General features: G+C 63.2%; 26 protein-coding genes. 8 read left to right on the top strand and 18 right to left on the bottom strand.

From position 1 onward, the window contains the following. The first annotated feature begins 10 nt into the window (after positions 1–10). On the top strand, positions 11–3883 hold the full coding sequence (locus tag OXS31_RS18275; protein WP_267401237.1) for a PilC/PilY family type IV pilus protein: 3873 nt from the start codon (positions 11–13) through the stop codon (positions 3881–3883). Continuing rightward, positions 3880–4335, top strand: a complete 456-nt coding sequence (locus OXS31_RS18270; protein ID WP_275941137.1) for a type IV pilin protein — start codon at positions 3880–3882, stop codon at positions 4333–4335. Before OXS31_RS18275 ends, OXS31_RS18270 begins: the two co-directional genes overlap by 4 nt. A gap of 15 nt (positions 4336–4350) precedes the next feature. Here OXS31_RS18270 and ispH read toward each other — a convergent pair whose 3' ends face one another. The 6 genes from ispH to murJ form a co-directional block, all read right to left on the bottom strand. Next, positions 4351–5295, bottom strand: a complete 945-nt coding sequence (ispH, locus tag OXS31_RS18265; protein ID WP_007160801.1) for a 4-hydroxy-3-methylbut-2-enyl diphosphate reductase — start codon at positions 5293–5295, stop codon at positions 4351–4353. A 34-nt stretch (positions 5296–5329) separates the two neighbouring features. Beyond that, entirely contained in the window at positions 5330–5776 is a 447-nt protein-coding gene (locus OXS31_RS18260; RefSeq protein WP_007160800.1) for a peptidylprolyl isomerase, read from the bottom strand. Next, positions 5769–6272: a signal peptidase II gene (gene lspA / locus OXS31_RS18255; RefSeq protein WP_027600177.1), complete on the bottom strand. Its 504-nt coding sequence runs from the start codon at positions 6270–6272 to the stop codon at positions 5769–5771. The genes OXS31_RS18260 and lspA overlap by 8 nt, the downstream gene beginning before the upstream one ends. Beyond that, entirely contained in the window at positions 6265–9099 is a 2835-nt protein-coding gene (gene ileS, locus OXS31_RS18250; RefSeq protein ID WP_267401233.1) for an isoleucine--tRNA ligase, read from the bottom strand. The genes lspA and ileS overlap by 8 nt, the downstream gene beginning before the upstream one ends. Position 9100: 1 nt before the next feature. After that, entirely contained in the window at positions 9101–10048 is a 948-nt protein-coding gene (ribF, locus tag OXS31_RS18245) for a bifunctional riboflavin kinase/FAD synthetase (RefSeq protein WP_007160797.1), read from the bottom strand. A gap of 79 nt (positions 10049–10127) precedes the next feature. Continuing rightward, positions 10128–11666 (bottom strand): murein biosynthesis integral membrane protein MurJ, encoded by a 1539-nt coding sequence (gene murJ / locus OXS31_RS18240; protein ID WP_077171575.1) that lies wholly within the window; start codon positions 11664–11666, stop codon positions 10128–10130. A gap of 243 nt (positions 11667–11909) precedes the next feature. On the opposite strand from murJ, the gene rpsT reads away from it, so the two are divergent. Further along, positions 11910–12188, top strand: coding sequence for a 30S ribosomal protein S20 (gene rpsT, locus OXS31_RS18235; protein ID WP_007160795.1), 279 nt, complete (start codon positions 11910–11912; stop codon positions 12186–12188). A 95-nt stretch (positions 12189–12283) separates the two neighbouring features. Here rpsT and proB read toward each other — a convergent pair whose 3' ends face one another. The 4 genes from proB to rplU form a co-directional block, all read right to left on the bottom strand. Beyond that, positions 12284–13402, bottom strand: coding sequence for a glutamate 5-kinase (proB, locus tag OXS31_RS18230; RefSeq protein ID WP_007160794.1), 1119 nt, complete (start codon positions 13400–13402; stop codon positions 12284–12286). 15 nt (positions 13403–13417) lie between these two features. Continuing rightward, positions 13418–14629 (bottom strand): Obg family GTPase CgtA, encoded by a 1212-nt coding sequence (gene cgtA, locus OXS31_RS18225; protein WP_027600861.1) that lies wholly within the window; start codon positions 14627–14629, stop codon positions 13418–13420. A gap of 102 nt (positions 14630–14731) precedes the next feature. Further along, on the bottom strand, positions 14732–14992 hold the full coding sequence (rpmA, locus tag OXS31_RS18220) for a 50S ribosomal protein L27 (protein WP_007160792.1): 261 nt from the start codon (positions 14990–14992) through the stop codon (positions 14732–14734). A gap of 26 nt (positions 14993–15018) precedes the next feature. After that, the gene (gene rplU, locus OXS31_RS18215; RefSeq protein ID WP_007160791.1) at positions 15019–15333 is read right to left on the bottom strand and encodes a 50S ribosomal protein L21; all 315 of its coding nucleotides are present in this window, start codon (positions 15331–15333) and stop codon (positions 15019–15021) included. Between the two features lie 400 nt (positions 15334–15733). Between rplU and OXS31_RS18210 the strand changes: the two genes are divergently transcribed. Together OXS31_RS18210 and OXS31_RS18205 are read left to right on the top strand one after the other, a co-directional pair. After that, positions 15734–16708, top strand: a complete 975-nt coding sequence (locus OXS31_RS18210; RefSeq protein ID WP_027600172.1) for a polyprenyl synthetase family protein — start codon at positions 15734–15736, stop codon at positions 16706–16708. Positions 16709–16843: 135 nt separating this feature from the next. Then, positions 16844–17098: a hypothetical protein gene (locus OXS31_RS18205; RefSeq protein WP_007160789.1), complete on the top strand. Its 255-nt coding sequence runs from the start codon at positions 16844–16846 to the stop codon at positions 17096–17098. A 2-nt stretch (positions 17099–17100) separates the two neighbouring features. On the opposite strand, the gene OXS31_RS18200 is transcribed toward OXS31_RS18205, so the two are convergent. The 7 genes from OXS31_RS18200 to OXS31_RS18170 form a co-directional block, all read right to left on the bottom strand. Next, positions 17101–17718, bottom strand: a complete 618-nt coding sequence (locus OXS31_RS18200; protein WP_017640861.1) for an FKBP-type peptidyl-prolyl cis-trans isomerase — start codon at positions 17716–17718, stop codon at positions 17101–17103. Positions 17719–17760: 42 nt separating this feature from the next. Further along, the gene (locus OXS31_RS18195) at positions 17761–17916 is read right to left on the bottom strand and encodes a DUF2256 domain-containing protein (protein WP_081737463.1); all 156 of its coding nucleotides are present in this window, start codon (positions 17914–17916) and stop codon (positions 17761–17763) included. After that, positions 17913–19463 (bottom strand): cryptochrome/photolyase family protein, encoded by a 1551-nt coding sequence (locus OXS31_RS18190; protein WP_267401213.1) that lies wholly within the window; start codon positions 19461–19463, stop codon positions 17913–17915. Before OXS31_RS18190 ends, OXS31_RS18195 begins: the two co-directional genes overlap by 4 nt. Next, on the bottom strand, positions 19460–19765 hold the full coding sequence (locus tag OXS31_RS18185) for a DUF6482 family protein (protein ID WP_027600864.1): 306 nt from the start codon (positions 19763–19765) through the stop codon (positions 19460–19462). The genes OXS31_RS18190 and OXS31_RS18185 overlap by 4 nt, the downstream gene beginning before the upstream one ends. Before the next feature lie 147 nt (positions 19766–19912). Then, positions 19913–20401, bottom strand: a complete 489-nt coding sequence (locus tag OXS31_RS18180; RefSeq protein WP_017640865.1) for a TIGR00645 family protein — start codon at positions 20399–20401, stop codon at positions 19913–19915. A gap of 79 nt (positions 20402–20480) precedes the next feature. Beyond that, entirely contained in the window at positions 20481–20822 is a 342-nt protein-coding gene (locus tag OXS31_RS18175; protein ID WP_007160783.1) for a hypothetical protein, read from the bottom strand. Between the two features lie 161 nt (positions 20823–20983). Beyond that, complete coding sequence (locus tag OXS31_RS18170; RefSeq protein ID WP_027600169.1) at positions 20984–23428, bottom strand: ATP-binding protein; 2445 nt, start codon at positions 23426–23428, stop codon at positions 20984–20986. Between the two features lie 227 nt (positions 23429–23655). Between OXS31_RS18170 and OXS31_RS18165 the strand changes: the two genes are divergently transcribed. From OXS31_RS18165 to OXS31_RS18155, 3 genes are all read left to right on the top strand, one after another. Next, positions 23656–24000 carry a hypothetical protein gene (locus OXS31_RS18165; protein WP_027600865.1) on the top strand — a complete coding sequence of 115 codons (345 nt, stop codon included), beginning with the start codon at positions 23656–23658 and terminating at the stop codon, positions 23998–24000. Positions 24001–24069: 69 nt separating this feature from the next. Then, the gene (locus OXS31_RS18160; RefSeq protein ID WP_144956964.1) at positions 24070–24933 is read left to right on the top strand and encodes an EamA family transporter; all 864 of its coding nucleotides are present in this window, start codon (positions 24070–24072) and stop codon (positions 24931–24933) included. 41 nt (positions 24934–24974) lie between these two features. Next, positions 24975–25469, top strand: coding sequence for a gluconokinase (locus OXS31_RS18155; protein ID WP_027600867.1), 495 nt, complete (start codon positions 24975–24977; stop codon positions 25467–25469). 17 nt (positions 25470–25486) lie between these two features. Here the strand turns inward: OXS31_RS18155 and OXS31_RS18150 are convergent, their stop codons facing one another. Continuing rightward, entirely contained in the window at positions 25487–26281 is a 795-nt protein-coding gene (locus OXS31_RS18150; protein WP_144956960.1) for a thymidylate synthase, read from the bottom strand. Positions 26282–26370: the final 89 nt, after the last annotated feature.

The following is a 26370-nucleotide window of genomic DNA, read 5'->3' as shown; positions in this document are numbered from 1 at the left end:
AGATCCGGCAATGAATCCTCTCTCGTCACTATCTGCCGCTAGGTTTTGCTTCACAGCTCTCGCATTGGGCCTGTTTGGCAGCGCTCTACCCATAGCTCAAGCAGCTGTTTCCCAAAGTCCGCTCATCATTGGCAGTGACATTCCTGGCAGTCTGGCGCTGGTGCCCTCCGTCGAATGGCCTACCGTTCTGTCCGTGGCCAATATAGGAAACTATGTCGCCTCAACTCGCTATAGCGGCTATTTCGATTCGGAAAAGTGCTATCTCTATCAATACGGCACTCAGGACGTCGATCGTTATTTCTATCCAGCAAGCACAACGAGCAGCGCCTCCAATTTCCGCTGCACTGGCGACAAGCAGTGGAGCGGAAATTTTCTCAACTGGGCCGCCACCCCTACGATCGACCCTTTCCGCAGCGCCTTGACGGGCGGCAATCGAATTGTCGACAGCACCACCTCGACCATCCTGCAAAAAGCCCGTCACAGCGGTCAAAACTCAGCCGGCAACCGAATCAATACTGGCCAAAACATGGCGCAATTGACGGGAGCGCTGCCTTTAAATAACTGGGCAAACCTGAACATTCGCCTACAGGGACTCAACTTCGACATGTTGATTTCCAACTGGTCCGATAAAATAGGTGGCGGTGGATCTTCAGGCGAAGGTCAGGCTGAATGGGTCGATTATGATCCGGAAAATCCTGCACAATGGTCGTCAGGGAAGCTTAATAGCGCCTATACGCCACGCGGACAAACCGTCAAAAGCGTCTACCGACTGAAAGTTCAAGTAAAAGTTTGTGTTTCAGAAGCACTCAAGGAAGCTAACTGCAAACTTTACCCCAACGGCCAATACAAGCCCGAGGGGCTTTTACAACAATATTCCGACCGCCTGCGTTATTCGGCATTTAGCTACCTCAATGATGGCGACCCGTTACGAGATGGTGGGGTTTTGCGAGCCAACCAGGCGTATATAGGCCCAAACCCTCCAGACCAAGCAAAAAACAGGGCAGAATGGAGCCCAACAACTGGCATACTAGTTACCAACCCTTCTCCCGCAGAAGCCAGTGCAACGAGTTTAAAAATAGATAGCAGCAACCGCATAATCAACAGCGGCATAATAAACTACATAAACAAATTTGGCTCCATGCCATATAGCGGCAGCACTTATAAAAACCTCAAAGACTACGACCCCGTTAGCGAACTGTACTACACCGCAATACGCTACTTTAAGAACCAAGGAAATGTAACCGCCTATAGCGAGCTGTCGGGAGACAGTGACAGCCGTTATGCTCAGGCGGATGGATTTCCTGTTGTTAATAATTGGAATGATCCCATCACCTATTCCTGCCAAAAGAACGTCATCCTTGGCATTGGCGATGTTAATACGTGGAACGACAAAAACCTTCCAGGAAATACTGTCCGTGATTCGGAACCCGATGTTCCACCAGAGGTGAAAGCGGACAATTCGGACGGAGACAAGGCAGATGCGAACAAGCGAGTAGGCGTGAGCAAATGGACCGCTAAAGTCGCTGCATTGGAAGGGATCACCATCAATACGCCATTTACGGGACGCGGAAACTCGGCATATATTGCAGGTCTTGCTTATGACGCTCACGTAAGGGACCAACGCGGAGACCTGCCCGGCAAACAAACTATCTCTACCTACTGGGTAGATGTCAGGGAAAATCAGCAACTCACCGCCAAGACTAGCAATCAGTACTGGCTCGCCACTAAATACGGTGGCTTCACCGTCCCTCAAGACTTTGATCCTGACAAGGCCACCTCATCCAGTATCACTGAGTCCATGTGGACGACCAACGGTCAGACCCTTTCAACCGGAGATAAGCGACCCGATAACTTCTTCGTCGGTGGCGATGCCGACGCCATGGTCACCGGCCTAAAAAACGCCTTTTCCAAAATTGTCCAAGAAACAAGCACAACCAGTACTTCTCTTGGCAGCAACAGTACCGAACTGGAAACCGGCAGCGCCCTTTTTAGAAGCTCGTTCGAGCCAAAGTACTGGAGCGGTGACCTGCAGTCGCTGAGCATCAACAGTTCAGGGGTCGCCAGTAATATCGCTACCTGGAGCGCAGCTGCCCAATTAGACAATGCCTCGCCTGATGGGCGCACCATATTGACCAGCAACGCACTGACCTCAAGCACCCGGGCACTTGACGCTAATGTCACCTATTCAAGTGGCGGCAAGAGCTTCAAATGGAGCGTGTTGGACAGTGATGCCAAAACTGCCCTGCGTCAGACCGCAGATGGAACAACGCTCGTTAGCGATGCCGAAGGCGAGGCACGACTCAACTATCTGCGTGGTGATCGCTCCTATGAAACACGCTCGAGCAACCCCATGCGGACACGAAAGAGTCGGCTAGGCGATATCGTAAACTCGGACCCCTACTATGCGGGACCTATGGATTTCGGCTACAACCTGCTTAGTGGCGCCTCCTGGGGCCAAGCAGGTCCTGGCTACCTCACCTTCCGTCAAACCATAAAGGACAGCAAACCCTTTGTCGTGGTCGGGGCTAACGACGGCATGCTGCACGCATTTGACACCTCCACAAACGGTGGTGGTAATGAACTGTTTGCTTTCGTCCCCCGAACGCTTCTTGGGCAGCTTTATCGCCTAACGCAGCGAGACTACAGCCATCGGTACTATGTCGACGGCGGAATAACAGTTGGGCACGCCTGGGTGGATAGCGCTTGGAAAACCCTAGCCGTAGGCACCGCCGGCGCTGGTGGCAACTCCGTCTTCGCACTCGACGTTACGGATCCGAGTGCACCAAGCGTGAAGTGGGAGTTCTCGTCTTCGCAAATGAACTACCCTATCCAACGCCCTTCGCTGGTGGCCCTGGAAAATGGAAAATTCGGGGTGATTGTAACCAGCGGCTTTGTCAATGGCACCGCCACATCGGGTAAAGTCTGGATTCTTGACGCTGCCAACGGCAGTGTAATGGCCAGTTTCACCGTCAATACCAGTGGTGGATTGGGAGAAGCTGTAGCTGTCGACCTGACTAACGACCGCATTGCCGACCGGCTCTATGTACCTGACACCAATGGGAATATCTGGCGCTTTGACCTAAAAGGCGCCGATCCGGCTAACTGGGGCATTCCCAGCACCCTTGGCAGTAGCCCCCTGTTTACTGCGAGAGTAGGCAATACGACTACCGATGCAGTGCAGCCCATCACCTCGGCGCTCTCCGTAACCCTAAACAAGTACGGAAATCCGGTTGTGCTTTTTGGCACAGGGAGCTACTACCAGACGGGCGATAGCGATGTGCCGGCCTCCCCGCGTCTCGAGAGTTACTACGGCCTGATTGATAAAGGGGTGACGATCCAGCGTAGCGCCTTGGTACAACAGACCTTCATCGCACAGCAGTCCTCAGGCACCAGAACTCTTCGAGTGGTAAGCAACAACGATATCCCTTCGGACAAGTCAGGTTGGTACCTGGATCTGGCCTTCAACAACAACCGCCAGGGGGAACGCGTTATCGCCCGCTCAAAACTCAGGAATGGGGCCCTGACCTTCACTTCACTTATTCCCTCTCCTGATGCTTGCAAAGGAGGTGGGATCAGCGCGCTAATGATCATTGATGCTCAAACCGGCTCACGCCTGACCTATAGCCCGCTCGACTTCAATGGCGATGGCGTAATCAATGATCAGGACTACTACCTGGCCGCTGATGGCACCAAAATCCCTTACTCAGGGCTCATTGATACTCAACAAGGCATCGTGAAGACTCCGACCTATATAAATCGGGGAGACAGTGCTGATACCGACCTCATCTGCTATACCGGCTCAGCAACAGGGCAGCCCCAATGCGAACCTGTCAATAAAGGCTCCCGCGTTTCAGAACGCGCTTCCTGGCGTGAAATCAGATGAATGAGATAATTGGAATGCGACCTAGAAGCCAACAGCGTGGCTTTACCCTGATAGAGCTGATGATAGTGGTGGCCATCGCGGGCATTCTTGCGGCCATCGCCTACCCCTCCTACATGGAGCATGTCAGAAGGACGAATCGTACCGACGCCGAGGCGTCTCTGATGCAGTTGGCGCAATTCATGGAGCGCTACAACACAGGTACAGGGCGCTATTCGAAGACACTCGGGCAGACGGATGTGCCGGATAATCCGGCCCCGCCCTACCCCACGGGTACCGGCTATACCTTCTCGATCACTATAGGAAATGCGGGTACGTCCTATACGGCGACGGCGACGCCGAACAACCCGGGTACGATGGCCAATGACAGGTGCGGGAATCTGACACTCACCAACACCGGCTTGAAGGGCCAAACCGGCCAAAACGTCACCACCGCCGACTGCTGGCGCCGCTAGGGCGCCAGCGACGCCCTATACCGCCTTTACCCTGAGCTCTCGCGGCAGGGTGAAGGTGATGTGTTCCGGCTCGCCTTCCAGCTCGACTTCATCGGTGGCGCCCCAGCTCTGCAGCTGGTCGATGACGCCGCGTACCAGGACCTCGGGGGCCGAGGCGCCGGCGGTGACGCCGATGCGCTGCACGCCTTCGAACCAGCTCTGCTGCAGGTCTTCGGCGCCGTCGATGAGATAGGCCGGGGTGCCCAGGCGTTCGGCGAGTTCGCGCAAGCGGTTGGAGTTGGAACTGCTGGGGCTGCCCACCACCAGCACCACGTCGCTTTCCAGCGCCAGGGTCTTCACGGCGTCCTGGCGGTTGGTGGTGGCGTAGCAGATGTCGTTCTTGCGCGGGCCATTGATGCGGGGAAACTTGGCGCGCAGGGCATCGATCACCTTGCGGGTGTCATCCATCGACAGGGTGGTCTGGGAGACATAGAACAGGGCTTCGGGGTTGCGCACCTCGAGCTTTTCCACGTCTTCCTCGTCTTCCACCAGGTAGATGGCACCGCCGGCACGATCATCGTACTGGCCCATGGTGCCCTCCACCTCCGGATGCCCGGCGTGGCCGATGAGGATGCACTCCTGGCCATCGCGGCTGTAGCGCGCGACCTCCATGTGCACCTTGGTCACCAGCGGACAGGTGGCGTCGAACACCTTCAGACCACGCTCGGCGGCCTCGCGGCGCACCGCCTGGGAGACGCCATGGGCGCTGAAGATGAGGATGACGTCGTCCGGTACGTCGGCCACGTCTTCGACGAAGACGGCGCCACGGGCGCGCAGGTTGTCGACCACGAACTTGTTGTGCACCACTTCGTGACGCACATAGATGGGCGGACCGAAAACGTCCAGCGCCCGGTCGACGATGTCGATGGCGCGGTCCACGCCGGCGCAGAAGCCGCGGGGATTGGCGAGCTTAATCTGCATAGGCTCCTCTGCCCGCTTCACGGGCGGCGTTGGATCAATGGGAGACGGCAGGCTCGATGGCCAGGATTTCCACGTCGAAGGTCAGCACACGGCCGGCCAGCGGGTGGTTGAAGTCGATGATCACCTGCTCGTCGTCGTAGCTCTTGACCACGCCAGGCATCTCGCCACCGGCGGCGTCGCTGAAGATGATCAGCAGGCCGGGCGACAGCTCCATGTCACTGAAGTCGTCCCGCGCCATGGTCTGCAGGTTGCCATCGTTGGGCTGGCCGAAGCCGCGCTCCGGCGGAATGGTCAGGCTGGTCTTGGTACCGGCCTCCAGGCCGAACAGCGCCTGCTCGAAACCGGGCAGGAGATTGCCGTCGCCGACGGTGAAGGTGGCCGGCGCCTTGTCGAAGGTACTGTCCACCACGTCGCCATTCTGCAGCTTGATGGCGAAGTGCAGGGTGACCCGGGTATCCGGGCCGATGGTGATCTCAGCCATGGGCTTCCTCGGGCTTCTTCTTGCGGAACATGTCCAGGGCCAGCATCACGGCACCGACGGTGATGGCGCTGTCGGCCAGGTTGAAGGCCGGGTAGTACCACTCCTGGCGCCAGTGCACCAGGATGAAGTCGATGACGTGGCCCAGGACCAGGCGGTCATAGAGATTGCCCAGCGCACCACCAAGGATCAGGGCCAGGGCGATGGCGGTCCAGGTGTCGTTGCGCAGGCGCTTGAGCCAGACCACCAGGACCACGCTCACTACGGCGGCGATGCCGGCGAAGAACCAACGCTGCCAACCGGAGTGATCGGCCAGGAAGCTGAAGGCGGCGCCCGGGTTGTAGGCCAGGGTCCAGCTGAGGATGTCCGGAATCACCGGCACCTTCTGGTAGAGCGACAGGTTGGCCTGGAAGTAGAGCTTGGTCAGCTGATCCAGCAGGATCACCAGCACACTCAGGGCCAACCAGGGCAAGGCACCGAAACGCGAGGCGTCACGCATGCTCGCGCACCTCGCCGGCACCGTAGACGTTGGTCACGCAGCGCTCGCAGATCTCCGGATGCGCGGCATCCTGGCCGACGCTGTGGCTGTGGTGCCAGCAGCGGGCGCACTTGGGTGCCTCGGACTTGCGGACCACCAGCTTGAGGCCGCTCAGTTCGCTGGCCACGGCGCCTTCCGGAGCCTTTTCCAGCGGCTGGACAGCGGCCTGGGACGAGATCAGCACGAATCTGAGTTCGTTGCCCAGGGCTTCCAGCACGGTCTGCAGGGCGCTGTCGGCGTAGAGGGTGATCTCCGCCTGCAGGCTGCCACCCAGGGTCTTGGCGGCGCGCTGGTTCTCCAGCTCCTTGTTGACCGCGGCCTTGACCGCCATCACCTGATCCCAGTAGGCACGATCCAGGGTCGCGCCCTCGGGCAGGGCGAAAAGGCCGTCGTACCAGGTGGTCAGCATCACCGACTCTTCCCGCTCGCCCGGCAGGTACTGCCAGATCTCGTCGGCGGTAAAGGAGAGGATAGGCGCGATCCAGCGCACCAGGGCCTCGGCGATCAGATACAGCGCGGTCTGGCAGGAACGCCGTGGCAGGCTGTCGGCGCCAGTGGTGTACTGGCGGTCCTTGATGATGTCGAGGTAGAAGCCGCCCAGCTCCTGCACGCAGAAGTTGTGCACCTTCTGGTAGACGTTGAGGAAGCGGTACTCAGCGTAGGCCTGCTCGATTTCCTGTTGCAGCAGCAGGGCGCGATCCACAGCCCAGCGATCCAGGTCGATCATATCCTCGGGAGCGACCCGGTTGACCGCCGGATCGAAGCCGGAGAGGTTGGAGAGCAGGAAGCGCGCGGTATTGCGGATGCGGCGATAGGAGTCGGCGCTGCGCTGCAGGATCTGGTCGGAAACCGCCATCTCGCCGGTGTAGTCGGTGGAGGCGACCCAGAGGCGCAGGATGTCGGCGCCCAGGCTGTCGATGACCTTTTGTGGGGCGACCACGTTGCCCAGCGACTTGGATTGCTTGCGGCCCTGCTCGTCCACGGTGAAACCGTGGGTCAGCAGTTCCTTGTAGGGCGCATGGCCGTCGATGGCGCAACCAGTCAGCAGCGAGGAGTGGAACCAGCCACGGTGCTGGTCGGAGCCTTCCAGGTAGAGATCGGCCGCCGGGCCTTGGTCATGGGCCAGCTCGGCATGGGAGCCGCGCAGCACGTGCCAGTGGGTGGTGCCGGAATCGAACCAGACGTCGAGGGTGTCGCGACTCTTGTCGTACTGACCGGCTTCTTCGCCGAGCAGTTCAGCGGGATCGAGTTTGAACCAGGCTTCGATGCCCTCGCGCTCGACGCGCTGGGCGACGGCTTCCATCAGCTCGACGGTACGCGGATGCAGCTCGCCGCTTTCCTTGTGGGTGAAGAAGGGAATCGGTACGCCCCAGTTGCGCTGGCGCGAGATGCACCAGTCGGGCCGGCCGGCGATCATGCCGTGCAGCCGCGCCTGGCCCCAGGCCGGGACGAACTGGGTCTGCTCGATGGCGGCCAGGGAACGCTCGCGCAGGGTGGCGCCCTCGTTGGGCTGCTTGTCCATGCCGACGAACCACTGGGCGGTGGCGCGATAGATCAGCGGGGTCTTGTGGCGCCAGCAGTGCATGTAGCTGTGGTTGATCGCCTCGTATTTGAGCAGGGCGCCCGCCTCTTCCAGCGCGCCGACGATGACCGGGTTGGCCTTCCAGATGAACTGGCCGCCAAACAGCGGCAGCGACTCGGCGTAGACACCGTTGCTCTGCACCGGATTGAGGATGTCGTCGTTGCTCAGGCCGTACTGCTTGCAGATACGGAAGTCGTCCTCACCGTAGGCAGGCGAGCAGTGCACGATACCCGTACCGGCGCCCAGCTCGACGTATTCGGCCAGGTAGATGGGCGACAGGCGCTCGTACAATGGATGACGGAAATTGATCAGCTCCAGGGCGGTTCCCGGGGCAGTGGCGATCACCTCGCCCTGCAGGCCGTAGCGCGCCAGGCAGCTTTCCACCAGCTCTTCGGCCAGCAGCAGCAGGCGATCACCGACGTCCACCAGCGCATAGGTGAACTCGGGATGCACGTTGAGTGCCTGGTTGGCCGGGATGGTCCAGGGGGTGGTGGTCCAGATGACGATGGCGGTGGGCTTGGCCAGCGCTTCGAGGCCGAAGGCGGCTGCCAGCTTGTCGGCATCGGCGACCGGGAAGGCCACGTCGATGGCGTCGGAACGCTTGTCCTGGTACTCCACCTCGGCCTCGGCCAGGGCCGAGCCGCAGTCGAAGCAGAAGTTGACCGGCTTGAGGCCCTTGAAGACGAAGCCCTTCTTGACCAGTTCGCCCAGGGCGCGGATCTCGCCGGCCTCGTTGGCGAAGTTCATGGTCAGGTAGGGATTGCTCCAGTCACCCAGTACGCCCAGGCGGACGAAGCCGGCCTTCTGCTCTTCGATCTGCTCGCTGGCATAGGCGCGGCAGCGCTCGCGGGTCAGATCCGCCGGCTGATTCTTGCCGAAGGTGGTCTCCACCTTGTGCTCGATGGGCAGGCCATGGCAGTCCCAGCCCGGCACATAGGGGGCATCGAAGCCGGCCAGGGTCTTGGACCGGGTGATGATGTCCTTGAGGATCTTGTTCAGCGCATGACCGATGTGGATGCTGCCGTTGGCATAGGGCGGACCGTCATGCAGGATGAAGGTCGGACGGCCCTTGCCGATGGCGCGCAGCTTCCCGTACAGGTCGATGTCCTGCCAGCGCTTGAGCGCTTCCGGCTCGCGCTGCGGCAGGCCGGCTTTCATCGGGAATGCCGTTTCCGGCAGGTTGAGCGTCGCTTTGTAATCGGTCATGTCAGTCCAGGCTCGTTGACGGTTGCCCCTGCCAGTAGGCGCGGGCCGTGGCGACGTCCGCTTCGATCGCCGCCTTGAGGGCCTCCAGAGAGGCGAATTTCTGTTCGTCGCGGACCTTCTGCACGAAGGTCACGCTGAGGTGGCGGCCATAGAGGTCGCCGGCAAAGTCCAGCAGATGGATCTCCAGATGCGGACGACCATCGCCCTGCACCGTCGGCCGCTGGCCGATATTGGCTACGCCCGGCACCACCCGCCCATCGATCAGGCTGCTGACCAGATAGACGCCGCGCAGCGGCGGTCGACGCCGCTTGAGCTGGACGTTGGCCGTGGGCCAGCCCAGCTGACGCGCCAGCTTCTGGCCGTGCAAGACCCGTCCCGAGAGGCTGTAGGGCCGGCCCAGCATGCGCGCGGCCAGGGCCAGATCGCCGTCGGCCAGGGCCTGGCGGATCAGGGTACTGCTCACCCGCAGGCCGTCCAGCTCGACGGTGGTGGCGGCTTCCAGGGTGAAGCCGTGGTCGCGGGCAGCCAGGTTCAGGTAGGTGAAGTCGCCGGCGCGGTCGCAGCCGAAACGGAAGTCGTCACCGATCTCCAGGTGTTTCACCCCCAGGCCTTCCACCAGCACCTGCTGGACGAAGGCCTCGGCAGACAACTCGCGCAGCCGCCGATTGAAGTTCAGGCAGAGCACGTTGTCGACGCCCAGGCGTGCGAAGCATTCCAGCTTCTCGCGCAGGCGGGTCAGACGTACCGGCGCGATATCGGGCAGGAAGAATTCCCGCGGCTGCGGCTCGAAGATCACCACGCAACTGGGCACCCCGAGCTCCGCCGCCCGCTCACGCAGCCGCGCGAGGATGGCCTGGTGCCCCAGGTGAACCCCGTCGAAGTTGCCAATGGTGGCAACGCAGCCCTTGGGAAAGGCGTCGAGATGATGGAGACCACGAAACAGCTGCATGGGTAGGTATTGCTCAGAAATTAATCGATTATATCCGGATGCCCGCCGCGAGGACAGGCGCACACCCGGCCTTGTGCAATCACAGCACCGCGCGCCGATTGAAGTCGCGCACGCGGAAGCCGAGCAGGAAGAGACTGGCGAAATAGGCCAGCACCCCCGCCGCGACCAGCCCGCCCAGACGCAGCAGGCGCTGCCACATCAGTCCTTCGCTCCAGCTGGGCAACAGCTGCATCAGGCCGAACAGGACAGCGGTCATCACCGCCACGGCGATCAGCAGTCGCAGCAGAAAGCTTGTCCAGCCCGCCTGGGGGATGAACAGGTTATGGCGGCGCAGTTGCCAGAATAAAAGGCCGGCGTTGAGACAGGCCGCGACGCCTATGGCCAGGGCCAGGCCCACATGCTGCAGCGGACCGATCAGGATCAGGTTGAGCACCTGGGTCACCGCCAGGGTGAAGAGCGCGATCTTCACCGGGGTCTTGATGTTCTGCTGGGCATAGAAGCCCGGTGCCAGCACCTTGACCAGGATGATGCCGAGCAGCCCCACGGCATAGGCGACCAGTGCCCGCTGGGTCATCAGGGCGTCATGGGCATCGAAACGGCCGTACTGGAACAGTGAGACGGTCAGGGGCTCGGATAGCAGCGCCAGGGCCGCCGAGCAAGGCAGCACCAGCAGGAAGCACAGTCGCAGGCCCCAGTCGAGCAGCCGCGAATACTCCTGGCGATCGGCCTTGGCGTAGGTGCGCGACAGCGCCGGCAGCAGGATGGTCCCCAGCGCCACGCCGAGCACCCCCGAGGGCAGCTCCATCAGGCGATCGGCGTAGTACATCCAGGACACCGAGCCGGCCGCCAGGAAGGAGGCGAAGATGGTGTTGATGATCAGCGAAATCTGGCTGACCGAGACCCCGAGGATCGCCGGCCCCATCTGCTTCATGACCCGCCAGACGCCGCTGTCACGCAGATTCAGTCGCGGCAGCACCAGCATGCCGATGCGCTTGAGATGCGGCAGCTGATAGAGGAATTGCGCCAGACCACCCACCAGGGTCGCCCAGGCCATCGCCATGATCGGCGGATCGAAATAGGGGGTCAGGAACAGCGCGAAGATGATCATGCTGACATTGAGCAGGGTCGGCACGAAGGCCGGCACGCTGAACCTGTTCCAGGTGTTGAGCACGGCCCCGGCCAGGGACGCCAGGGAGATCAGCAGGATGTAGGGAAAGGTCACCCGCAGCAGGCTGGAGGTGAGGGCGAATTTCTCCGGGGTATCGGCGAAACCCGGCGCGGTGATCCAGATCACCAGGGGCGCAGCCAGCATGCCCAGCAGCGTGACCACTGCCAGCACCAGGGTCAGCAGGCCACTGACGTAGGCCAGAAAGGTGCGGGTGGCCTCCTCGCCCTGCTGGGCCTTGTATTCGGCGAGGATGGGGACGAACGCCTGGGAAAAAGCCCCTTCGGCGAAGATGCGGCGCAGCAGGTTGGGCAGCTTGAAGGCGACGAAAAAGGCGTCGGTGGCCATGCCGGCGCCAAAGGTGCGGGCGACGATAGTGTCGCGCACGAAACCCAGCACGCGGGACAGCATGGTCATGGAGCTGACGGCGGCCAGGGACTTGAGCAGATTCATGGCAGGGAGAGGACTCGGTGAACGCAGCGGGACGTGACAGAGGATGCGCGTGAGCGCAGTCGCGCGATGGGCACAAGCGATCGAGTGTAACGAGGCCCTTCATCGGCGACCAGCCGGATATCCATCCAGACAGCCTTGACAGGCGCCGCCAGGGACGTCAAGATTCGCGACCTTAATTTAGCTCTGTACTTGCTACAGAGTTCGCTCTGTACCCAATACAGTCTTTTTCGAAGGAGCTCCACGGTGGCTAACTCCCCCTCCGCCAAAAAACGCGCCAAACAGGCTGAGAAGCGTCGCAGCCACAATGCGAGCCTGCGCTCCATGGTGCGTACCTACATCAAGAACGTCGTCAAGGCGATCGAAGCCAAGGACCTGGAAAAAGCCAAGTCCGCTTATGTTGCTGCCGTTCCGGTCATCGACCGCATGGCCGACAAGGGCATCATCGACAAGAACAAGGCCGCTCGTCACAAGAGCCGCCTGAACGCTCACATCAAGGCCCTGGCTACCCCCGCCGCTGCCTGATAAGCGTTCAAGTAAAAAACCGGCTTCGGCCGGTTTTTTATTGCCTGGGATTGGGGAATCCAACGCCTCCGGAGAGGCGCCAGGATCGACGATCGTCAGACCAGGACGAGGTTGTCCCGGTGAATCAGCTCGGGCTCGTAGACATAGCCCAGCTCAACCACGATGGCATCCGAAGGCCGCCCCAGGATGCGCTGCGCCTCGGTCGCACTGTAGTTGACCAGGCCACGCGCCACCTCGCGCCCGTCCGGACCGACGCAGGCAACCATCTCGCCGCGCCGGAAGCTGCCTTCCAGCGCTCGCACGCCCACCGGCAGCAGACTGCGATGACCGCCCACCAGGGCCTCCACCGCACCGGCATCCAGGCGCAGGGTGCCACGCACCTGCAGATGCCCCGCCAGCCACTGCTTGCGCGCCGCCACCAGGCCACGCTCGGGTGACAGCAGGGTACCCAGCTGTTCGCCCTGCTGCAGGCGACTCAGCACCTGCTGGATACGCCCACCGACGATAACGGTATAGGCGCCAGAGCGGGCCGCCAGCCGCGCGGCGCGCAGCTTGGTCTGCATACCGCCGCGCCCCAAGGCACCGCCGGTACCGCCAGCGACTAGATCCAGTGCCGGATCGTCGGCGCGCGCCTCGCTGATGAGACTGGCGTCGGGATTGTTGCGCGGATCGGCATCGAACATGCCATCGCGATCGGTGAGGATGACCAGCAGATCGGCTTCGACCAGGTTGGCCACCAGGGCAGCCAGGGTGTCGTTGTCGCCGAAGCGGATCTCGTCGGTGACGACGGTATCGTTCTCGTTGATCACCGGCACCACACCCAGGCTCACCAGGGTGCGCAGGGTGCTGCGGGCATTGAGGTAGCGCTTGCGATCGGACAGGTCGTCATGGGTGAGCAGGATCTGCGCGGTCTGCACCTGATGCTCGGCGAAACTGGATTCCCAGGCCTGCACCAGCCCCATCTGCCCTACCGCCGCGGCCGCCTGCAACTCGTTGATGGCGGTCGGACGCTGCGCCCAGCCGAGCCGACTCATACCGGCCGCCACCGCACCCGAGGACACCAGCACCAGCTCGATGCCCGCCTGGTGCAGGGCCACCATCTGCTCGACCCAGCCAGCCATGGCCCCGCCATCCAGACAACGCCCGTCGTCGGTCAGCAGGGCACTACCGATCTTCACTACCCAGCGCTGGGCGCCAGACACCTGATCACGCATGGGCAAGCTCCTTTCTTACCGTACGTAGAAGATTTCCGGACCGTCGCCGTCGTCTTCGTCATCATCGAAGTCGTCGTCTTCGTCCACCGCCTTGACGCCCGAACGGCGCAGGGCCCGCTGGTCGTCCAGCGCCTGCAGACGCGCCCGCGCCTCGTCCTCGATGCGCTGATCGAGTTCTTCCAGCGCCTCGGCATAGGCCGGGTCCTCGGCGAGACGCAGGGTCCGCTCGTCGAGATACTGCATGATGGCCTGACAGAGCTGCTCGGTGCCTTCCCGCTCCAGGGCGGAGATGACGAAGACCGGACCCTGCCAGCCCAGACGCTCGACCACTGCCTTGAGGCGCTCTTCGCGCTCGTCATCGAGCAACTGGTCGGCCTTGTTCAGCACCAGCCAGCGGTCACGCTCGCCCAGCGCCGGGCTGAACTTGGTCAGCTCGTTGATGATGGTCTCGGCAGCCTCGGCCGGATCGCTTTCATCCAGGGGCGCCATGTCGACGAGGTGCAGCAGCAGGCGGGTCCGCGCCAGGTGCTTGAGAAAGCGGATTCCCAGGCCGGCGCCTTCGGACGCCCCTTCGATCAGCCCCGGGATGTCGGCGACCACGAAGCTCTTGAAGCGCCCCACGCTGACCACGCCCAGGTTGGGCACCAGGGTGGTGAAGGGATAGTCCGCGACCTTGGGCTTGGCAGCCGAGACCGCGCGGATGAAGGTGCTCTTGCCGGCATTGGGCAGGCCGAGCAGACCGATGTCCGCCAGCACCTTGAGCTCCAGCTTGAGATCGCGCTCTTCGCCGGGCTTGCCCGGGGTGGTCTGCCGCGGTGCGCGATTGGTGCTGGACTTGAACCGGGTGTTGCCCAGGCCGTGCCAGCCACCCTGGACGACGCGGATGCGCTGACCGGGCTGGGTCAGGTCACCGATGATCTCCTGGGTCGCCGCATCGATCACCGTGGTGCCCACGGGGACCGGCAGCACCAGGTCTTCACCCTTGGCGCCGGTGCACTCGGTGCTCCCGCCCTTCTCACCGTTCTGCGCGGTGAAACGTCGGGTGTAACGGTAATCGACCAGGGTGTTCAGGTTGATGTCGGCTTCGAGCCAGATCGACCCGCCATCGCCGCCGTCACCGCCATTGGGGCCACCCTTCTCGATGAATTTCTCCCGGCGGAAACTCATCATGCCGTTGCCGCCGTCACCCGCTTTTACGTGTATGGATACTTCATCGACGAATTTCATCTGGACCTCCCGCGCTCGCGGGCCGCTGCAAACAAGGAAATAGCTTAACTACAAACGAAAAAGCCCCGTCGGGTAGACAGGGCTTTTCTTTCGTCACGGGCCTTAGGCGGCGGCGACGATGCTCACGTAACGACGGCCGAAGGCGCCCTTCACGTCGAACTTGATCACGCCGTCCACTTTCGCGAACAGGGTGTGATCCTTGCCGAGGCCCACGCCGTAACCGGCATGGTACTGGGTGCCGCGCTGACGCACGATGATGTTGCCGGCCTTGACGACCTGGCCGCCGTACAGCTTCACGCCAAGGCGTTTGCTTTCGGAATCGCGACCGTTACGAGTAGAACCACCCGCTTTTTTGTGTGCCATGAGTCAATTCTCCGTTAGAGGCGAGATCAGGCCTGGATGCCAGTGATCTTGATTTCGGTGAACCACTGACGGTGGCCCTGACGCTTCATGTGATGCTTACGACGACGGAATTTGATGATGGTGACCTTGTCGTGACGGCCCTGGGCGGTCACTTCGGCGGTCACTTTGGCACCATCAACGACCGGCAGACCGATCTTGACGTCGTCACCGTTGCCAACCAGCAGAACCTGGTCGAAGGTGACGGTTTCACCGGTGGCGATGTCGAGCTTCTCGACCTTCAGGTATTCGCCTTCGGCGACCTTGTATTGCTTGCCACCGGTAACGATAACTGCGTAGGACATGGTAAATCTCCGTTAAACCTGCTCACCCGGTGCTTTATAGGAGGTATCGTCGACCGGCATGGCTGCACGGGACCGGAAGGACCACCGCGCAATTGCGTAAGACAGGGGGTTAACCCTAGGAATGTTCAGGGCCCGCGATTCTACGCAAGCCGGGGCCGGGAGGCAAGAGCCGCCCGCCCGCGCCTTGACAGCCCCCCACCCCACCCCTAGCATGCCGCGCAACCTCGTTCAGCGGCCATGCCGGGCCGGTGCCCAGCCGAATCGGCATGAGCGGCGAGCCGCGGGAGCGCGATGGCAATCCCTGGGCATGGCACTTGTGCCGGTCCCTAGGGCATAGTCTGGCGGTCATGCGCCATCCGGCCGCTTGAATATTGCCCGGACCTCCAGTGGACACCTCTCAATGACGCAGCAATCCCAGTCCTTCTATCGCGTGGTGACGGACGATTTCGCCGCCGTAGACGGCATCATCCGCCAGCAGCTGACCTCGCGCGTGCCGCTGGTCGAGAAGATTGGCGACTACATCGTCTCCGCGGGTGGCAAGCGCCTGCGTCCGCTGCTGGTCCTGCTGGCCGGCAAGGCGCTCGGGCGCGCCGATCACGATCTGCAGCTGCTGGCGGCGACCATCGAATTCCTGCACACCTCCACCCTGCTGCACGACGATGTCGTCGATGCCTCGGGGATGCGCCGTGGCCGCTCCACCGCCAACGCCCTCTGGGGCAATGCCCCCAGCGTCCTGGTGGGCGATTTCCTCTATGCCCGCTCCTTCGAGATGATGGTGGCGCTGGGCTCCATGGAAGTGATGCGCATCATCTCCCAGGCCACCCGCGTCATCGCCGAGGGCGAGGTGCTGCAGCTGTCGAAGATCCGCGACGCCAGCACCACCGAAGAGATCTACATGGAAGTCATCCGCGGCAAGACCGCCATGCTCTTCGAAGCCTCCACCCACAGCGCGGCGATCCTGGCCGGCGCCAGCGCCGAACAGGCCGACGCCCTGCGCCGCTATGGCGATCATCTGGGCGTGGCCTTCCAGCTGGTCGACGACCTGCTCGACTACCAGGGCGACGCCGTCGCGTTGGGCAAGAACGTCGGTGACGATCTGGCCGAGGGCAAGCCGACCCTGCCGCTGATCGTGACCATGCGCGAAGGCACTGCCGAACAGGCCGCCCTGGTACGCCAGGCGATCCGCCAGGGCGGCAGCCAGGACCTGGAAGGCGTGCGCGCCGCCGTCGAAGCCGCTGGCGCCCTCGACTACACCGCGCGCAAGGCCCAGGAATTCGCCGAGCGGGCGATCGCCTGCCTGGACGCCCTGCCCGCCAGCGAATATCGCGACGCCCTGGCCGACCTGGGTCGCTTCTCGGTGGCCCGCACCCACTGAAGCCTGCACCGTCCGATCAAGCCCGCCGTCGCCAGACCGCGGGCTTTTTCATGTCCGACCAAAAAAGTCAGGTAATCCCTTGCTATTTATTGAATAAGAATTATTCTCATAAATAGCACAGCAGGAGCCCTTGCCATGACTTATCTGATCGACGCCTGGCTGGACCGGCCGCACCCCTATCTGCGCATCCTCAACCGGGAAACCGGCAAGGTCTGCGCGGAGCTGGACGAGACGGCCCTGGAAGAACTCAAGGACCTGGGCGAGCTGGATCTGCACAGCCTTACCTCCAGCGAGCCGCGGGTGGTGAAGGAGCAGATCCGCCAGGTCTTCCTGTTCAGCTACGCCCTGGCGCTGCGCCCGGACAACGAGGCGCTGCGCCTGGACTGCTAGCCTCAGAGGACGTCGAGGAGCTCGACGTCGAACACCAGCACGCTGTGCGGCGGGATGCCACCGACGCCCTGGGCGCCATAGGCCAGTTCGCTGGGCACGTGCAGGCGCCACTTGCTGCCGGCAGGCATCAGTTGCAGGGCTTCGGTCCAGCCGGCGATCACGCCGCCCACCGGAAACTCGGCCGGCTGGCCGCGCTGGTAGGAGCTGTCGAACACGCTGCCGTCGATGAGGGTGCCGTGGTAGTGGGTGCGCACCTGGTCTTCACGGGTCGGCGTGGCGCCCTCCCCCTGGGTGAGCACCTCGTATTGCAGACCGGACGGCAGCACCACGACGCCAGGGCGCTCGGCATTGGCCTTGAGGTAGTCGACGCCTTCCTGGGCCGCCGCAGCGGCCTTGGCCTGGGCTTCCGCCTGCATGCGCTCGCGGATGACGCGGAAGCTGGCGTTCAGCGACTCGACGTCCACCCGGGAATCCTGGCCGTCGAAGGCCTCGGTCAGGCCGGCGAGCACGGCCGCCAGCTGCATGCCGGGGACCGGATTCTGGCGCAGCTGGTCGCCCAGCTGGCGGCCGATGCCGTAGCTGACGCGGGCTTCGTCGGTGTCGAGCAGGATGTCGTTCATAGCAGCCTTTCCATCGTGAAAAAAGGAGCCGAGCCTAGCACATCAGGGTCCCGGCTCGCCGCCGAGGCTGCCGCGCTGCCGGCGACAGCGCTCGGAGCAGTAGCGCACCTCGTCCCAGTTGCGCTCCCATTTCTTGCGCCAGGCGAAGGGCCGCTGGCAGACCGGACAGACCTTGGTGGGCAGATCGCCCTTCTTCATAGGGATTCTCCCGCGTCGAGACGCGCTAGCAGGGCTTCGCCACGCTGCCAGAGGGCCTGCTGGCGCTCGGGGGCCTGGCGATCGAGATTGCGATAGAGATTGAGCATGCGCGGATAGTGGGCGAAACGCTCGCGATGGCGGATCAGGAAGTGCCAGTAGAGGGCATTGAAGGGACAGGCCCTGTCGCCCAGCGCTTCCGTGACCTGATAGTGGCAGCCCTTGCAGTAGTCGGACTGGCGACGGATGTAGTGGCCGCTGGCGCAATAGGGCTTGCTCGCCAGATAGCCGCCGTCGGCATGCATCACCATGGCCTGGGTATTGGGCAGCTCGACCCACTCGAAAGCATCCAGATAGACCGCCAGATACCACTCGCCGATGGCCTGGGGCGCGATGCCGGCCAGCAAGGCGAAGTTGCCGGTGACCATCAGCCGCTGGATATGGTGCGCATAGCCCAGCGCCAGGGTCTGGCCGAAGGCCTCGCGCATGCAGGCCATGCGGGTATCGCCGGTCCAGTAGAACTCCGGCAGCGCCCGGGTATTGCCCAGTGCATTGAGCTCACGGTATTCGGGCATGCGCAGCCAATAGACGCCATGGACGTACTCTCGCCAGCCGATCAGCTGACGCAGGAAGCCCTCGGCACTGTTGAGCGGCACCCTGCCCTCGCGATAGGCGGCATCCACGTCGGCGCAGAGCTGACGCAGGTCCAGCAGCCCGATATTGAGCGCCGCACTGATCCGGGCGTGATGCAGATAGGGCTCGCCACGGGCCATGGCGTCCTGATAGCTGCCGAAGTCGCGCAAGCCCGTGCCCAGGAAGTGCTGCCAGAGGCGCTCGGCATCCGCCCGGGTCACCGGATAGTCGAAGCCTTCCAGCCGGCCATAGTGATGAGCGAAGCGCTGCCCGACCAGCTCGAGCACGTCCCGGGTACAGGCATCGGGCGGACAGCTGAAGGACTCGGGAACAGGATGATCCTTTGGCAGCGCCTTGCGATTGTCCTTGTCCAGATTCCAGACGCCACCGCAAGGCTCGTCTGGTCCCGCCATCAGCCAGCCGTGTCGCCTGCGCATGCCGCGGTAGAAGGCCTCCATGCGCAGCTCGGTGCGCGACCCGGCCCAGCGGGCAAAGGCGGCGCGACTGCAGAGGAATCTGTCATCGCCATGCCAGCGCACCGGTATCGCCAGGTCCAGCGCCCGCAGCGCCTGCTCCAGTCGCCACTCGCCGGTCTCGGTCAGCCGAATCTCACGCGCGCCCGTCGCCTTTGCCCAGAACGCGATCTCGGCCGGCAGCGAGCCCTGGTTGTCGGGGTCGTCCAGGGTGCGATAGAGAACCCGGAAGCCGCGCGCGCGCATCTCGCTGGCGAAGTGGCGCATGGCGCTGAAGATCAGGGCGATCTTGCGCGGATGATGAGGGACATAGCTGGCTTCGCTCATCACCTCGGCGAGCAGCAGCACGTCCCGCGCGGGATCGGCGTCGCGCAGGGAGGCCAGGCGAGGCGAAAGCTGGTCGCCGAAGACCGGCAGCAGGCGCCGAACGGCGCCCTCGCTCAAGAGGCGTTCCGGTAGTTCAGCGGGATCTTCAGGGGTTCGGCCGAGCGTGGCGCCATGCCGACCATCTCGTCGTAGGCACTGTGCTGGATGAGAAAGCACGGGAGTGCCGGCAGATCAGCCAGCAGGCGGCGGGCCTGGGCGGCCGAGCCCAGCCGGTAGAAATGCCCATCCCGTCCGGTCAGGCGCGTGCGACCGCTCTGGGTGAGCACCTCGAGCACATAGAAACCACCCTCGATGGAGAGCAGATTGAGTTCACGAACCTCACCGGCCTGGGCGCGCTGGGTCAATTCCGGCAATTGCATGGAAACCTCCGGGTCGAGATCGACGCCGGGGATGGCGTCGATAGGCAGCTGTGAGCCTTCGACAACCTAGGACAAGCAAGCGCAGCGGTGCAATCCACAAAGCGTAAGCGAAAGCTGCCGGCGGCAGACGAGTGGCCGCCCGGCCCATCAGTGCTTGGTCAGGCGATCCAGATAGCCCATGGCAAAGGCCGAGACCACGAACACCAGATGGATGATCACGTACCACTTGAGGTACTCGGGATTGGTGTTCTGGGCATCCATGAAGATGCGCAAGAGGTGAATCGAAGAAATGGCGACGATGGACGCGGCCACCTTGTTCTTCAGCGAGCCCGAATCCATCTTGCCCAGCCAGCTGAGCTTTTCCGAGCCCTCGTCGATGTCCAGCTGGGAGACGAAATTCTCGTAGCCGGAAATCATCACCATCACCAGCAGGCCACCCACCAGCGCCATGTCGATCAGCGACAGCACTAGGAGGATCAGCTCGGCCTCGGTGGATTCGAAGATGTGCGGCAGGACGTGGAAGACTTCCTGAAAGAACTTGAGCGCCAGCAGGACCAGGGCCAGGGACAGACCCAGATAGATGGGTGCCAGCAGCCAACGGGAGGCGTAAAGGGCTTTTTCGATCAGACGTTCCATGCAGACTCGCTCGGATTACAGGGCCGGGCGAGTATACCGGGGCGGTGCGAACGGACCAATGCGGCAGGTTGTACCTGATTCAGGCGTCGGGACCGACCTGGAAACGCACCTGCTGATGGGCACGCTCACCGTTCATCTTGCGCAGTTCACTCTGCATGTGCAGGCGCCAGATCTGGGTCTCCTCGACCTGGATGTAGCCCTGCTCGACCAGGTTCTCGGCGATGGCGGTCATGACGCCCTCGGCCGCCTTGGGACCGTGGAAAGGTCCCTGGGCCTTGATGGCGGTGGGCTGCTGACCGTTCAGGCCGGCAGCGCACAACAGGGTCCAGAGGCCCTGCTCCTGACCGAGCGGCTTGATTTCGCATTCGATACGGGTGACGAGGCCCAGGCAGGGACGGATCAGGGTAATGGTGCGGGACATGGCGTCATCCTCTCGAAGCGCTCAATGCTCGCCGGTCCTAGGCCAGAGGTATCCACAAAGGCTGTGGACAACCCTGTTGGTCAACAGGGGGCAAGCGGGTCTGGGCGCCGTGCTACTTGGGCTGCGGCACCTTGTACAAAATCCGACCTGCCCCCTGGACCTCAGTTCTCCGCCGCTTGGTTGTTTTTCCCTTTTGCCTTGGAGTTATCACTGAGTTTGTCGGCCAGTTCATCTTCCAGCTCGAGCTCGGCGATTTCCTTGAGACGCTGTACCACGCGCGCATTGACGCTGCCGTCGGGGAAGCGACCCTTGGCATCCGGCGCCCCGGCGGGCTCGCCCACCAGCAGCGACAGGGCCTCGTCCGCCTGACGTACGGCATAGACATGGAACAGCCCCGCGCGGACCGCTTCCAGCACGGTTTCGTCGAGCATCAGGTTGGTGACGTTGGCACGCGGGATGATCACCCCCTGCTCGCCGGTCAGGCCACGGGCCTGGCAGAGACGGAAGAAGCCTTCGATCTTCTCGTTCACGCCCCCGACCGGCTGCACCTCGCCGAACTGGTTGATGGAGCCGGTGATGGCGAAGCACTGCTTGAGCGGGGTGCGCGACAGCGCCGAGATCAGGGTGCAGGCCTCGCCGAGGGAGGCGCTGTCGCCATCGACATAGCCATAGGACTGCTCCAGGGCGATGCTGGCCGAGATCGACAGCGGGAATTCCTGGGCATAGCGACTGCCCAGGTAGCCGGTCAGGATCATCACCCCCTTGGAGTGGATCGGCTGACCCAGGCTGACTTCGCGCTCAATATCGAGGATGCCGCTGGCGCCCGGGTAGACGGTGGCGGAGATGCGCGCCGGCATGCCAAAGGCGGAATCGGCCACCTCCAGCACGGTGAGGCCGTTGCACTTGCCCACCGCCGCGCCCTGGGTGTCGATGAGGATCAGCCCGGTGAGCATGTCGTCCAGCACCCGGGCGCAGACGCGACCGGTGCGGGTCTCCTTGGCCTTGAGCGCGCGCTCGACATGGCCCTTGTCGGTCCGCTCGTCGCCCGCCAGGTGGCGGATGAAGTCGGCTTCGCTGACCAGCTGGAACAGATCGCCGATACGCGCCGACAGCCGCCCCTGGTGTTCGGCCAGGCGGGCGCTGTAGGTGGCCAGGCGGGCCACGGCCGCCGAGGTCAGGGGCGCCATGCCCTCCTCCGAGGTACGCGTCTTGAGCAGCTGGGCGAACTGCTCCAGGCTCTCGTCGCGCAGCGGCAGTTCTTCGTCGAAGTCCACCAGCACCCGGAACATTTCCTGGAAGTCCGAATCCAGCTCCTGCAGGGTGTAGTAGATGTTGCGCGAGCCGATGATGATGACCTTGAGCTGCAGCGGGATCTGCTGCGGCGCCAGGCTCATGGCGGTGAGCCGCCCCAGCTCGGCCAGTGGCGATTCCATCTTCAGCTGACGCGAATGCAGGGCGCGCTTGAGCGCGTCCCAGACGAAGGGCTCGGTCAGCAGCTTGTCCGCCTCGACGATGAGGAAGCCGCCATTGGCGCGGTGCAGCGCCCCCGGGCGCAGCTGGCGATAGTTGGTGTAGAGCGCGCCCTGATCGGACTGGTACTCGATGCGCCCGAAGAGGTTGTCGTAGGTCGGGTGGGACTCGAACACCACCGGTGCACCGCCGGTGACGTGGTGACCGATGATCAGATTGGGTTCGTACTGCTCGCGCAATTCCTTGCGCCGCTGCATGTCGGGCTTGGCGTCGTCGGCCAGCTGCTCGACCACCGTCTTGAGCAGATCCACCTGCATGGCCTGCAGGTAGGCGCAGACCCCGGGATTGTCGTTGTACTTCTCCGACAGCGGCGCCAGCAGCGGCTGCAGGGCCTGGATGATGGTGTCTTCATTCAGGGCACGCAGCTGGTTGCTCGATTCGCGCCGCCACTGCGGCAGGCTGGCCAGCTCTTCGTTGAGGCGCTCTTCCAGGCTGGAGATGTCGGCGTGGAAACGCTCGCGCTCGGCCTCGGGCAGCTGGGCGAAGTCGGCCTCATCCAGCGCCTTGCCCTCCTTCATCGGGGTGAAGGCGACATTGTTGGCATCGCGATAGAGGGCGATCTCCTTTTCCAAGGCGAGCTTTTCCACCACGTCCAGCGCCTGGTCGTAGCGCTGGTTGAAGGCGCGCTCGATGGCGCTCTTCTTCTGCTGGAAGGCCGGGTGCTCGAACACCGCCGGAAAGGTCGCCAGCAGGTTGTCGATGAAATGCGCCATGTCGGCCACGAAAGCCTCGCCTTCACCAGGCGGCAACTCCAGGGCGCCCGGGGCGCGGGGCTCTTCGAAGTGATTCAGGTAGACCCAGTCGTTGGGCGTCGGTTGGCGCTTGGCCTCGGCCTTGAGATAGCGCTGGACGAAGGAGAAGCGACCGGTGCCCGGCTCGCCCATGACAAAGACGTTGTAGCCGGGCCGCGGCATGGCCACCCCGAACTGCAGGGCTTCCACCGCGCGTTCCTGACCGAGGATGCCGCGGAAGGGTTCGAGCTGATCGGTATCGGCAAAGGAGAATTGTTCGGGAGCGAAGGGGCGGGTCAGCTCATCGGGAGCGAGCCGGAGACCGGCCGCGACGGGATCGTGCATCGTAAGTCCTTGTCAGGCATGCAAGCAGTGTCCGCATTCTGCGACCGGGATGACAGCCGAAGCAAGGCAAGCGGCGCACCCCTGCGCATTTAAGCGCAGCGGTGCGCGGGGTTAGCGCAACGTCTGTCGGTATTTTCCGGCGCCCGCGTTTTTTGACGAAATTCTCACCAGACGCCTACTAAGCTCTCTACATGGGGATCAGGCGTAGGATCCCGTGAGGAGGCCCCATGGCTGGCTCTCGTCGTTTCATTCCGCTGTTGTTCCTGCTGTCCGCGCTCGCGGCCTGCACCAGCTATCACGACCAGTTGATCGCCAAGGGCTATCCGCCGGCCTATGCCGACGGCTTCAGCGACGGCTGCCAGACCGGCAAGCAGGCGGTCAACGGCATAGGTTACGAGCACAAGGACGCCCGTCGCTTCGCCGCGGAAAAGCCCTATCAGCAGGGCTGGGACGCGGGCTATGCGCAATGCGTGCAGGTGGCCCAGCGCGAGGAGCAGCAGCGGTTCCTGGACCAGGTCCGGGAAAATCGCGAAGGCGCCGAACAACTGCACCTGCGCTCCAAAACACGTTGAGGTCGTAGCCAACCTTGCGGCGCGGATAGGATGACCTATGCTGGCGGGCCCGCTTGTCGAGCCCTGCCGATGTCTGCCCGTTCGCCGCTGTTCGCCGTTGCCCTGCTGCTGGTCGCCATGACCTCGATCCAGACCAGCGCCAGCCTGGCCAAGACCCTGTTCCTGCGTCTCGACCCGGTGGGCGTCACCACCCTGCGGTTGATCTTCGCCGCGCTCGTCCTGCTGCTGGTGCTGCGCCCCTGGCGCAACTTTCGCCGCGAGGCGCTGGGCAGTCTGCTGGGCTATGGCATCGCCATGGGCGTGATGAACCTGACCATCTACCTGGCCATGCAGCGGCTGCCGATCGGCATCGCCGTCGGCCTGGAATTCGTCGGCCCCCTGGTGGTGGCGCTGTGCGCCCTGCGCCGCTGGCTGGACCTGCTGTGGATCGTGCTCGTAGTGGCCGGCCTGGCGGTACTCCTACCCTTCGGCCACAACGCCTCGGCGCTGGATCCACTGGGCACCGCCCTGGCCCTGGGCGCCGGTGCCTGCTGGGCGCTGTACATCGTGCTGGGCAAGCGCGCGGGGGCGGTGCACGGCACCGGCACGGTAGCCTTTGGCGCGACCATCGGCGCCCTGGTGATCCTGCCCATCGGCATCGCCCACAGCGGCAGCAATCTCTTGCAACCGGAAATCTGGCCGCTGGCACTGGCCCTGGCGCTGATGTCCACGGCCATTCCCTACGCCCTGGAGATGGTGGTGCTGACCCGCCTGCCGGCGTCCACCTTCGGCACCCTGATGAGTCTGGAGCCCGCGCTGGGCGCCCTCTCCGGCTGGGTGTTCCTCGGCGAAATCCTGGGCATCGCCCAGTGGTTCGCCCTCGCCTGCATCATCGTCGCGTCCATCGGCGCCACCTGGAGCAGCCGCCTGACCCCGGAGCAAACGCCGCTCTAGGCACTCTATAGCGAGGCGAATCCTCACGCGGAGTACCGACGATGATCTATCTGATAATGGGCGTCTCGGGCAGTGGCAAGACCACCCTGGGCGAACTCCTGGCCAGCCGGCTTGGCTGTCGTTTCGACGATGCCGACACCTTTCACAGCCAGGCCAACAAGGACAAGATGGCCAAGGGTATCGCCCTCACCGACGAGGATCGCTGGCCCTGGCTGGACGCCATCCACAATGCCATGCAGCAGGCGCAGGCCGAGGGCACCACCCGGGTGTTCGCCTGCTCGGCGCTGAAAAAAATCTATCGCGACCGCCTGCTAAGCGGCCTCGAAGGGGTCCGCCTGCTGTTTCTCAAGGGCTCGCCGGAGCTCCTGGCCGAGCGCATCGGCAGTCGCCGCGGACACTTCTTCGATCCCAAGCTCCTGCAGAGCCAGCTCGATACCCTGGAGGCGCCCGATCACCTGGAAGCCCAGGTGCTGGACGTGCGCAAGTCGCCGGAGCAGCTGGTGGACGAGGTGCTGGCGTCTGGCCACGGCGCCTGAGCGCTGCGGCCAGCGCTTCAGACCGCGACGGGCGCCTTGATGTGCGGGTGGGCCTGGTAGCCTTCCAGCTCGAAATCCTCGAAGCGGAAGGCGAACAGGTCGGTGACCGCCGGATTGAGCTTCATGGTCGGCAGCGGCAGTGGCTCGCGGGTTAGCTGCAGATCGGTCTGCTCCAGGTGATTGACATAGAGATGGCAATCACCGCCGGTCCAGATGAATTCGCCCGGCTGCAGCCCGGTGACCTGGGCCACCATGAGGGTCAACAGCGCATAGCTGGCAATGTTGAAGGGCACGCCGAGGAAGATGTCGGCGGAGCGCTGATACAGCTGGCAGCTCAGGCGACCATCGGCGACATAGAACTGGAACAGCGCATGGCACGGCGGCAGCGCCATCTCGTCCACCAGGGCCGGATTCCAGGCCGAGACGATCAGGCGCCGCGAGTCGGGCTTGGCGCGGATCATGTCCACCACCCCGGCGATCTGGTCGATATGGCGACCATCGGGTGCCGGCCAGCTGCGCCACTGGTAGCCGTAGACCGGTCCCAGCTCACCGTTCTCGTCGGCCCATTCGTCCCAGATGGACACGCCATTGTCCTTCAGGTAGCGGATATTGGTCTCGCCCTGCAGGAACCACAGCAGTTCATGGATGATGGATCTCAGATGGCACTTCTTGGTGGTGACCAGGGGAAAGCCCGCGGCCAGGTCGAATCTCATCTGGTAGCCGAAGACGCTGTAGGTCCCGGTGCCGGTGCGGTCGCTCTTGAAGGTGCCGTGTTCGCGCACGTGGCGCATCAGGTCGAGGTACTGTTTCATGGCGGGAGCGCTACCTGGCAAAAGGCAAATGGTACCAAATCGTGCCCTGTTGCAGCGGTCGCGCTTGTCGCAGGCTTGCTCATCGGACA

It is taken from the genome of Pseudomonas sp. GM_Psu_1 (genome assembly GCF_026544185.1).
Taxonomy (GTDB): Bacteria; Pseudomonadota; Gammaproteobacteria; order Pseudomonadales; family Pseudomonadaceae; genus Chryseomonas; species Chryseomonas oryzihabitans.
Note: the sequence above shows the minus strand (reverse complement) of the source record. Positions and strands in the feature narration are given on the sequence as shown.

What these genes read in the sequence shown, in the direction of transcription:
- murJ (WP_077171575.1), bottom strand. Translation starts at nt 11,666, where the DNA reads ATGAATCTGCTCAAGTCCCTGGCCGCCGTCAGCTCCATGACCATGCTG.
- OXS31_RS18200 (WP_017640861.1), bottom strand. Translation starts at nt 17,718, where the DNA reads ATGAACGACATCCTGCTCGACACCGACGAAGCCCGCGTCAGCTACGGC.
- OXS31_RS18155 (WP_027600867.1), top strand. Translation starts at nt 24,975, where the DNA reads ATGATCTATCTGATAATGGGCGTCTCGGGCAGTGGCAAGACCACCCTG.
- ileS (WP_267401233.1), bottom strand. Translation starts at nt 9,099, where the DNA reads ATGACCGATTACAAAGCGACGCTCAACCTGCCGGAAACGGCATTCCCG.
- OXS31_RS18165 (WP_027600865.1), top strand. Translation starts at nt 23,656, where the DNA reads ATGGCTGGCTCTCGTCGTTTCATTCCGCTGTTGTTCCTGCTGTCCGCG.
- OXS31_RS18185 (WP_027600864.1), bottom strand. Translation starts at nt 19,765, where the DNA reads ATGCAATTGCCGGAATTGACCCAGCGCGCCCAGGCCGGTGAGGTTCGT.
- OXS31_RS18175 (WP_007160783.1), bottom strand. Translation starts at nt 20,822, where the DNA reads ATGTCCCGCACCATTACCCTGATCCGTCCCTGCCTGGGCCTCGTCACC.
- ispH (WP_007160801.1), bottom strand. Translation starts at nt 5,295, where the DNA reads ATGCAGATTAAGCTCGCCAATCCCCGCGGCTTCTGCGCCGGCGTGGAC.
- OXS31_RS18205 (WP_007160789.1), top strand. Translation starts at nt 16,844, where the DNA reads ATGACTTATCTGATCGACGCCTGGCTGGACCGGCCGCACCCCTATCTG.
- OXS31_RS18160 (WP_144956964.1), top strand. Translation starts at nt 24,070, where the DNA reads ATGTCTGCCCGTTCGCCGCTGTTCGCCGTTGCCCTGCTGCTGGTCGCC.
- OXS31_RS18275 (WP_267401237.1), top strand. Translation starts at nt 11, where the DNA reads ATGAATCCTCTCTCGTCACTATCTGCCGCTAGGTTTTGCTTCACAGCT.
- OXS31_RS18195 (WP_081737463.1), bottom strand. Translation starts at nt 17,916, where the DNA reads ATGAAGAAGGGCGATCTGCCCACCAAGGTCTGTCCGGTCTGCCAGCGG.
- lspA (WP_027600177.1), bottom strand. Translation starts at nt 6,272, where the DNA reads ATGCGTGACGCCTCGCGTTTCGGTGCCTTGCCCTGGTTGGCCCTGAGT.
- OXS31_RS18210 (WP_027600172.1), top strand. Translation starts at nt 15,734, where the DNA reads ATGACGCAGCAATCCCAGTCCTTCTATCGCGTGGTGACGGACGATTTC.
- OXS31_RS18170 (WP_027600169.1), bottom strand. Translation starts at nt 23,428, where the DNA reads ATGCACGATCCCGTCGCGGCCGGTCTCCGGCTCGCTCCCGATGAGCTG.
- cgtA (WP_027600861.1), bottom strand. Translation starts at nt 14,629, where the DNA reads ATGAAATTCGTCGATGAAGTATCCATACACGTAAAAGCGGGTGACGGC.
- rpmA (WP_007160792.1), bottom strand. Translation starts at nt 14,992, where the DNA reads ATGGCACACAAAAAAGCGGGTGGTTCTACTCGTAACGGTCGCGATTCC.
- proB (WP_007160794.1), bottom strand. Translation starts at nt 13,402, where the DNA reads ATGCGTGATCAGGTGTCTGGCGCCCAGCGCTGGGTAGTGAAGATCGGT.
- ribF (WP_007160797.1), bottom strand. Translation starts at nt 10,048, where the DNA reads ATGCAGCTGTTTCGTGGTCTCCATCATCTCGACGCCTTTCCCAAGGGC.
- OXS31_RS18180 (WP_017640865.1), bottom strand. Translation starts at nt 20,401, where the DNA reads ATGGAACGTCTGATCGAAAAAGCCCTTTACGCCTCCCGTTGGCTGCTG.
- OXS31_RS18260 (WP_007160800.1), bottom strand. Translation starts at nt 5,776, where the DNA reads ATGGCTGAGATCACCATCGGCCCGGATACCCGGGTCACCCTGCACTTC.
- rplU (WP_007160791.1), bottom strand. Translation starts at nt 15,333, where the DNA reads ATGTCCTACGCAGTTATCGTTACCGGTGGCAAGCAATACAAGGTCGCC.
- OXS31_RS18150 (WP_144956960.1), bottom strand. Translation starts at nt 26,281, where the DNA reads ATGAAACAGTACCTCGACCTGATGCGCCACGTGCGCGAACACGGCACC.
- OXS31_RS18270 (WP_275941137.1), top strand. Translation starts at nt 3,880, where the DNA reads ATGAATGAGATAATTGGAATGCGACCTAGAAGCCAACAGCGTGGCTTT.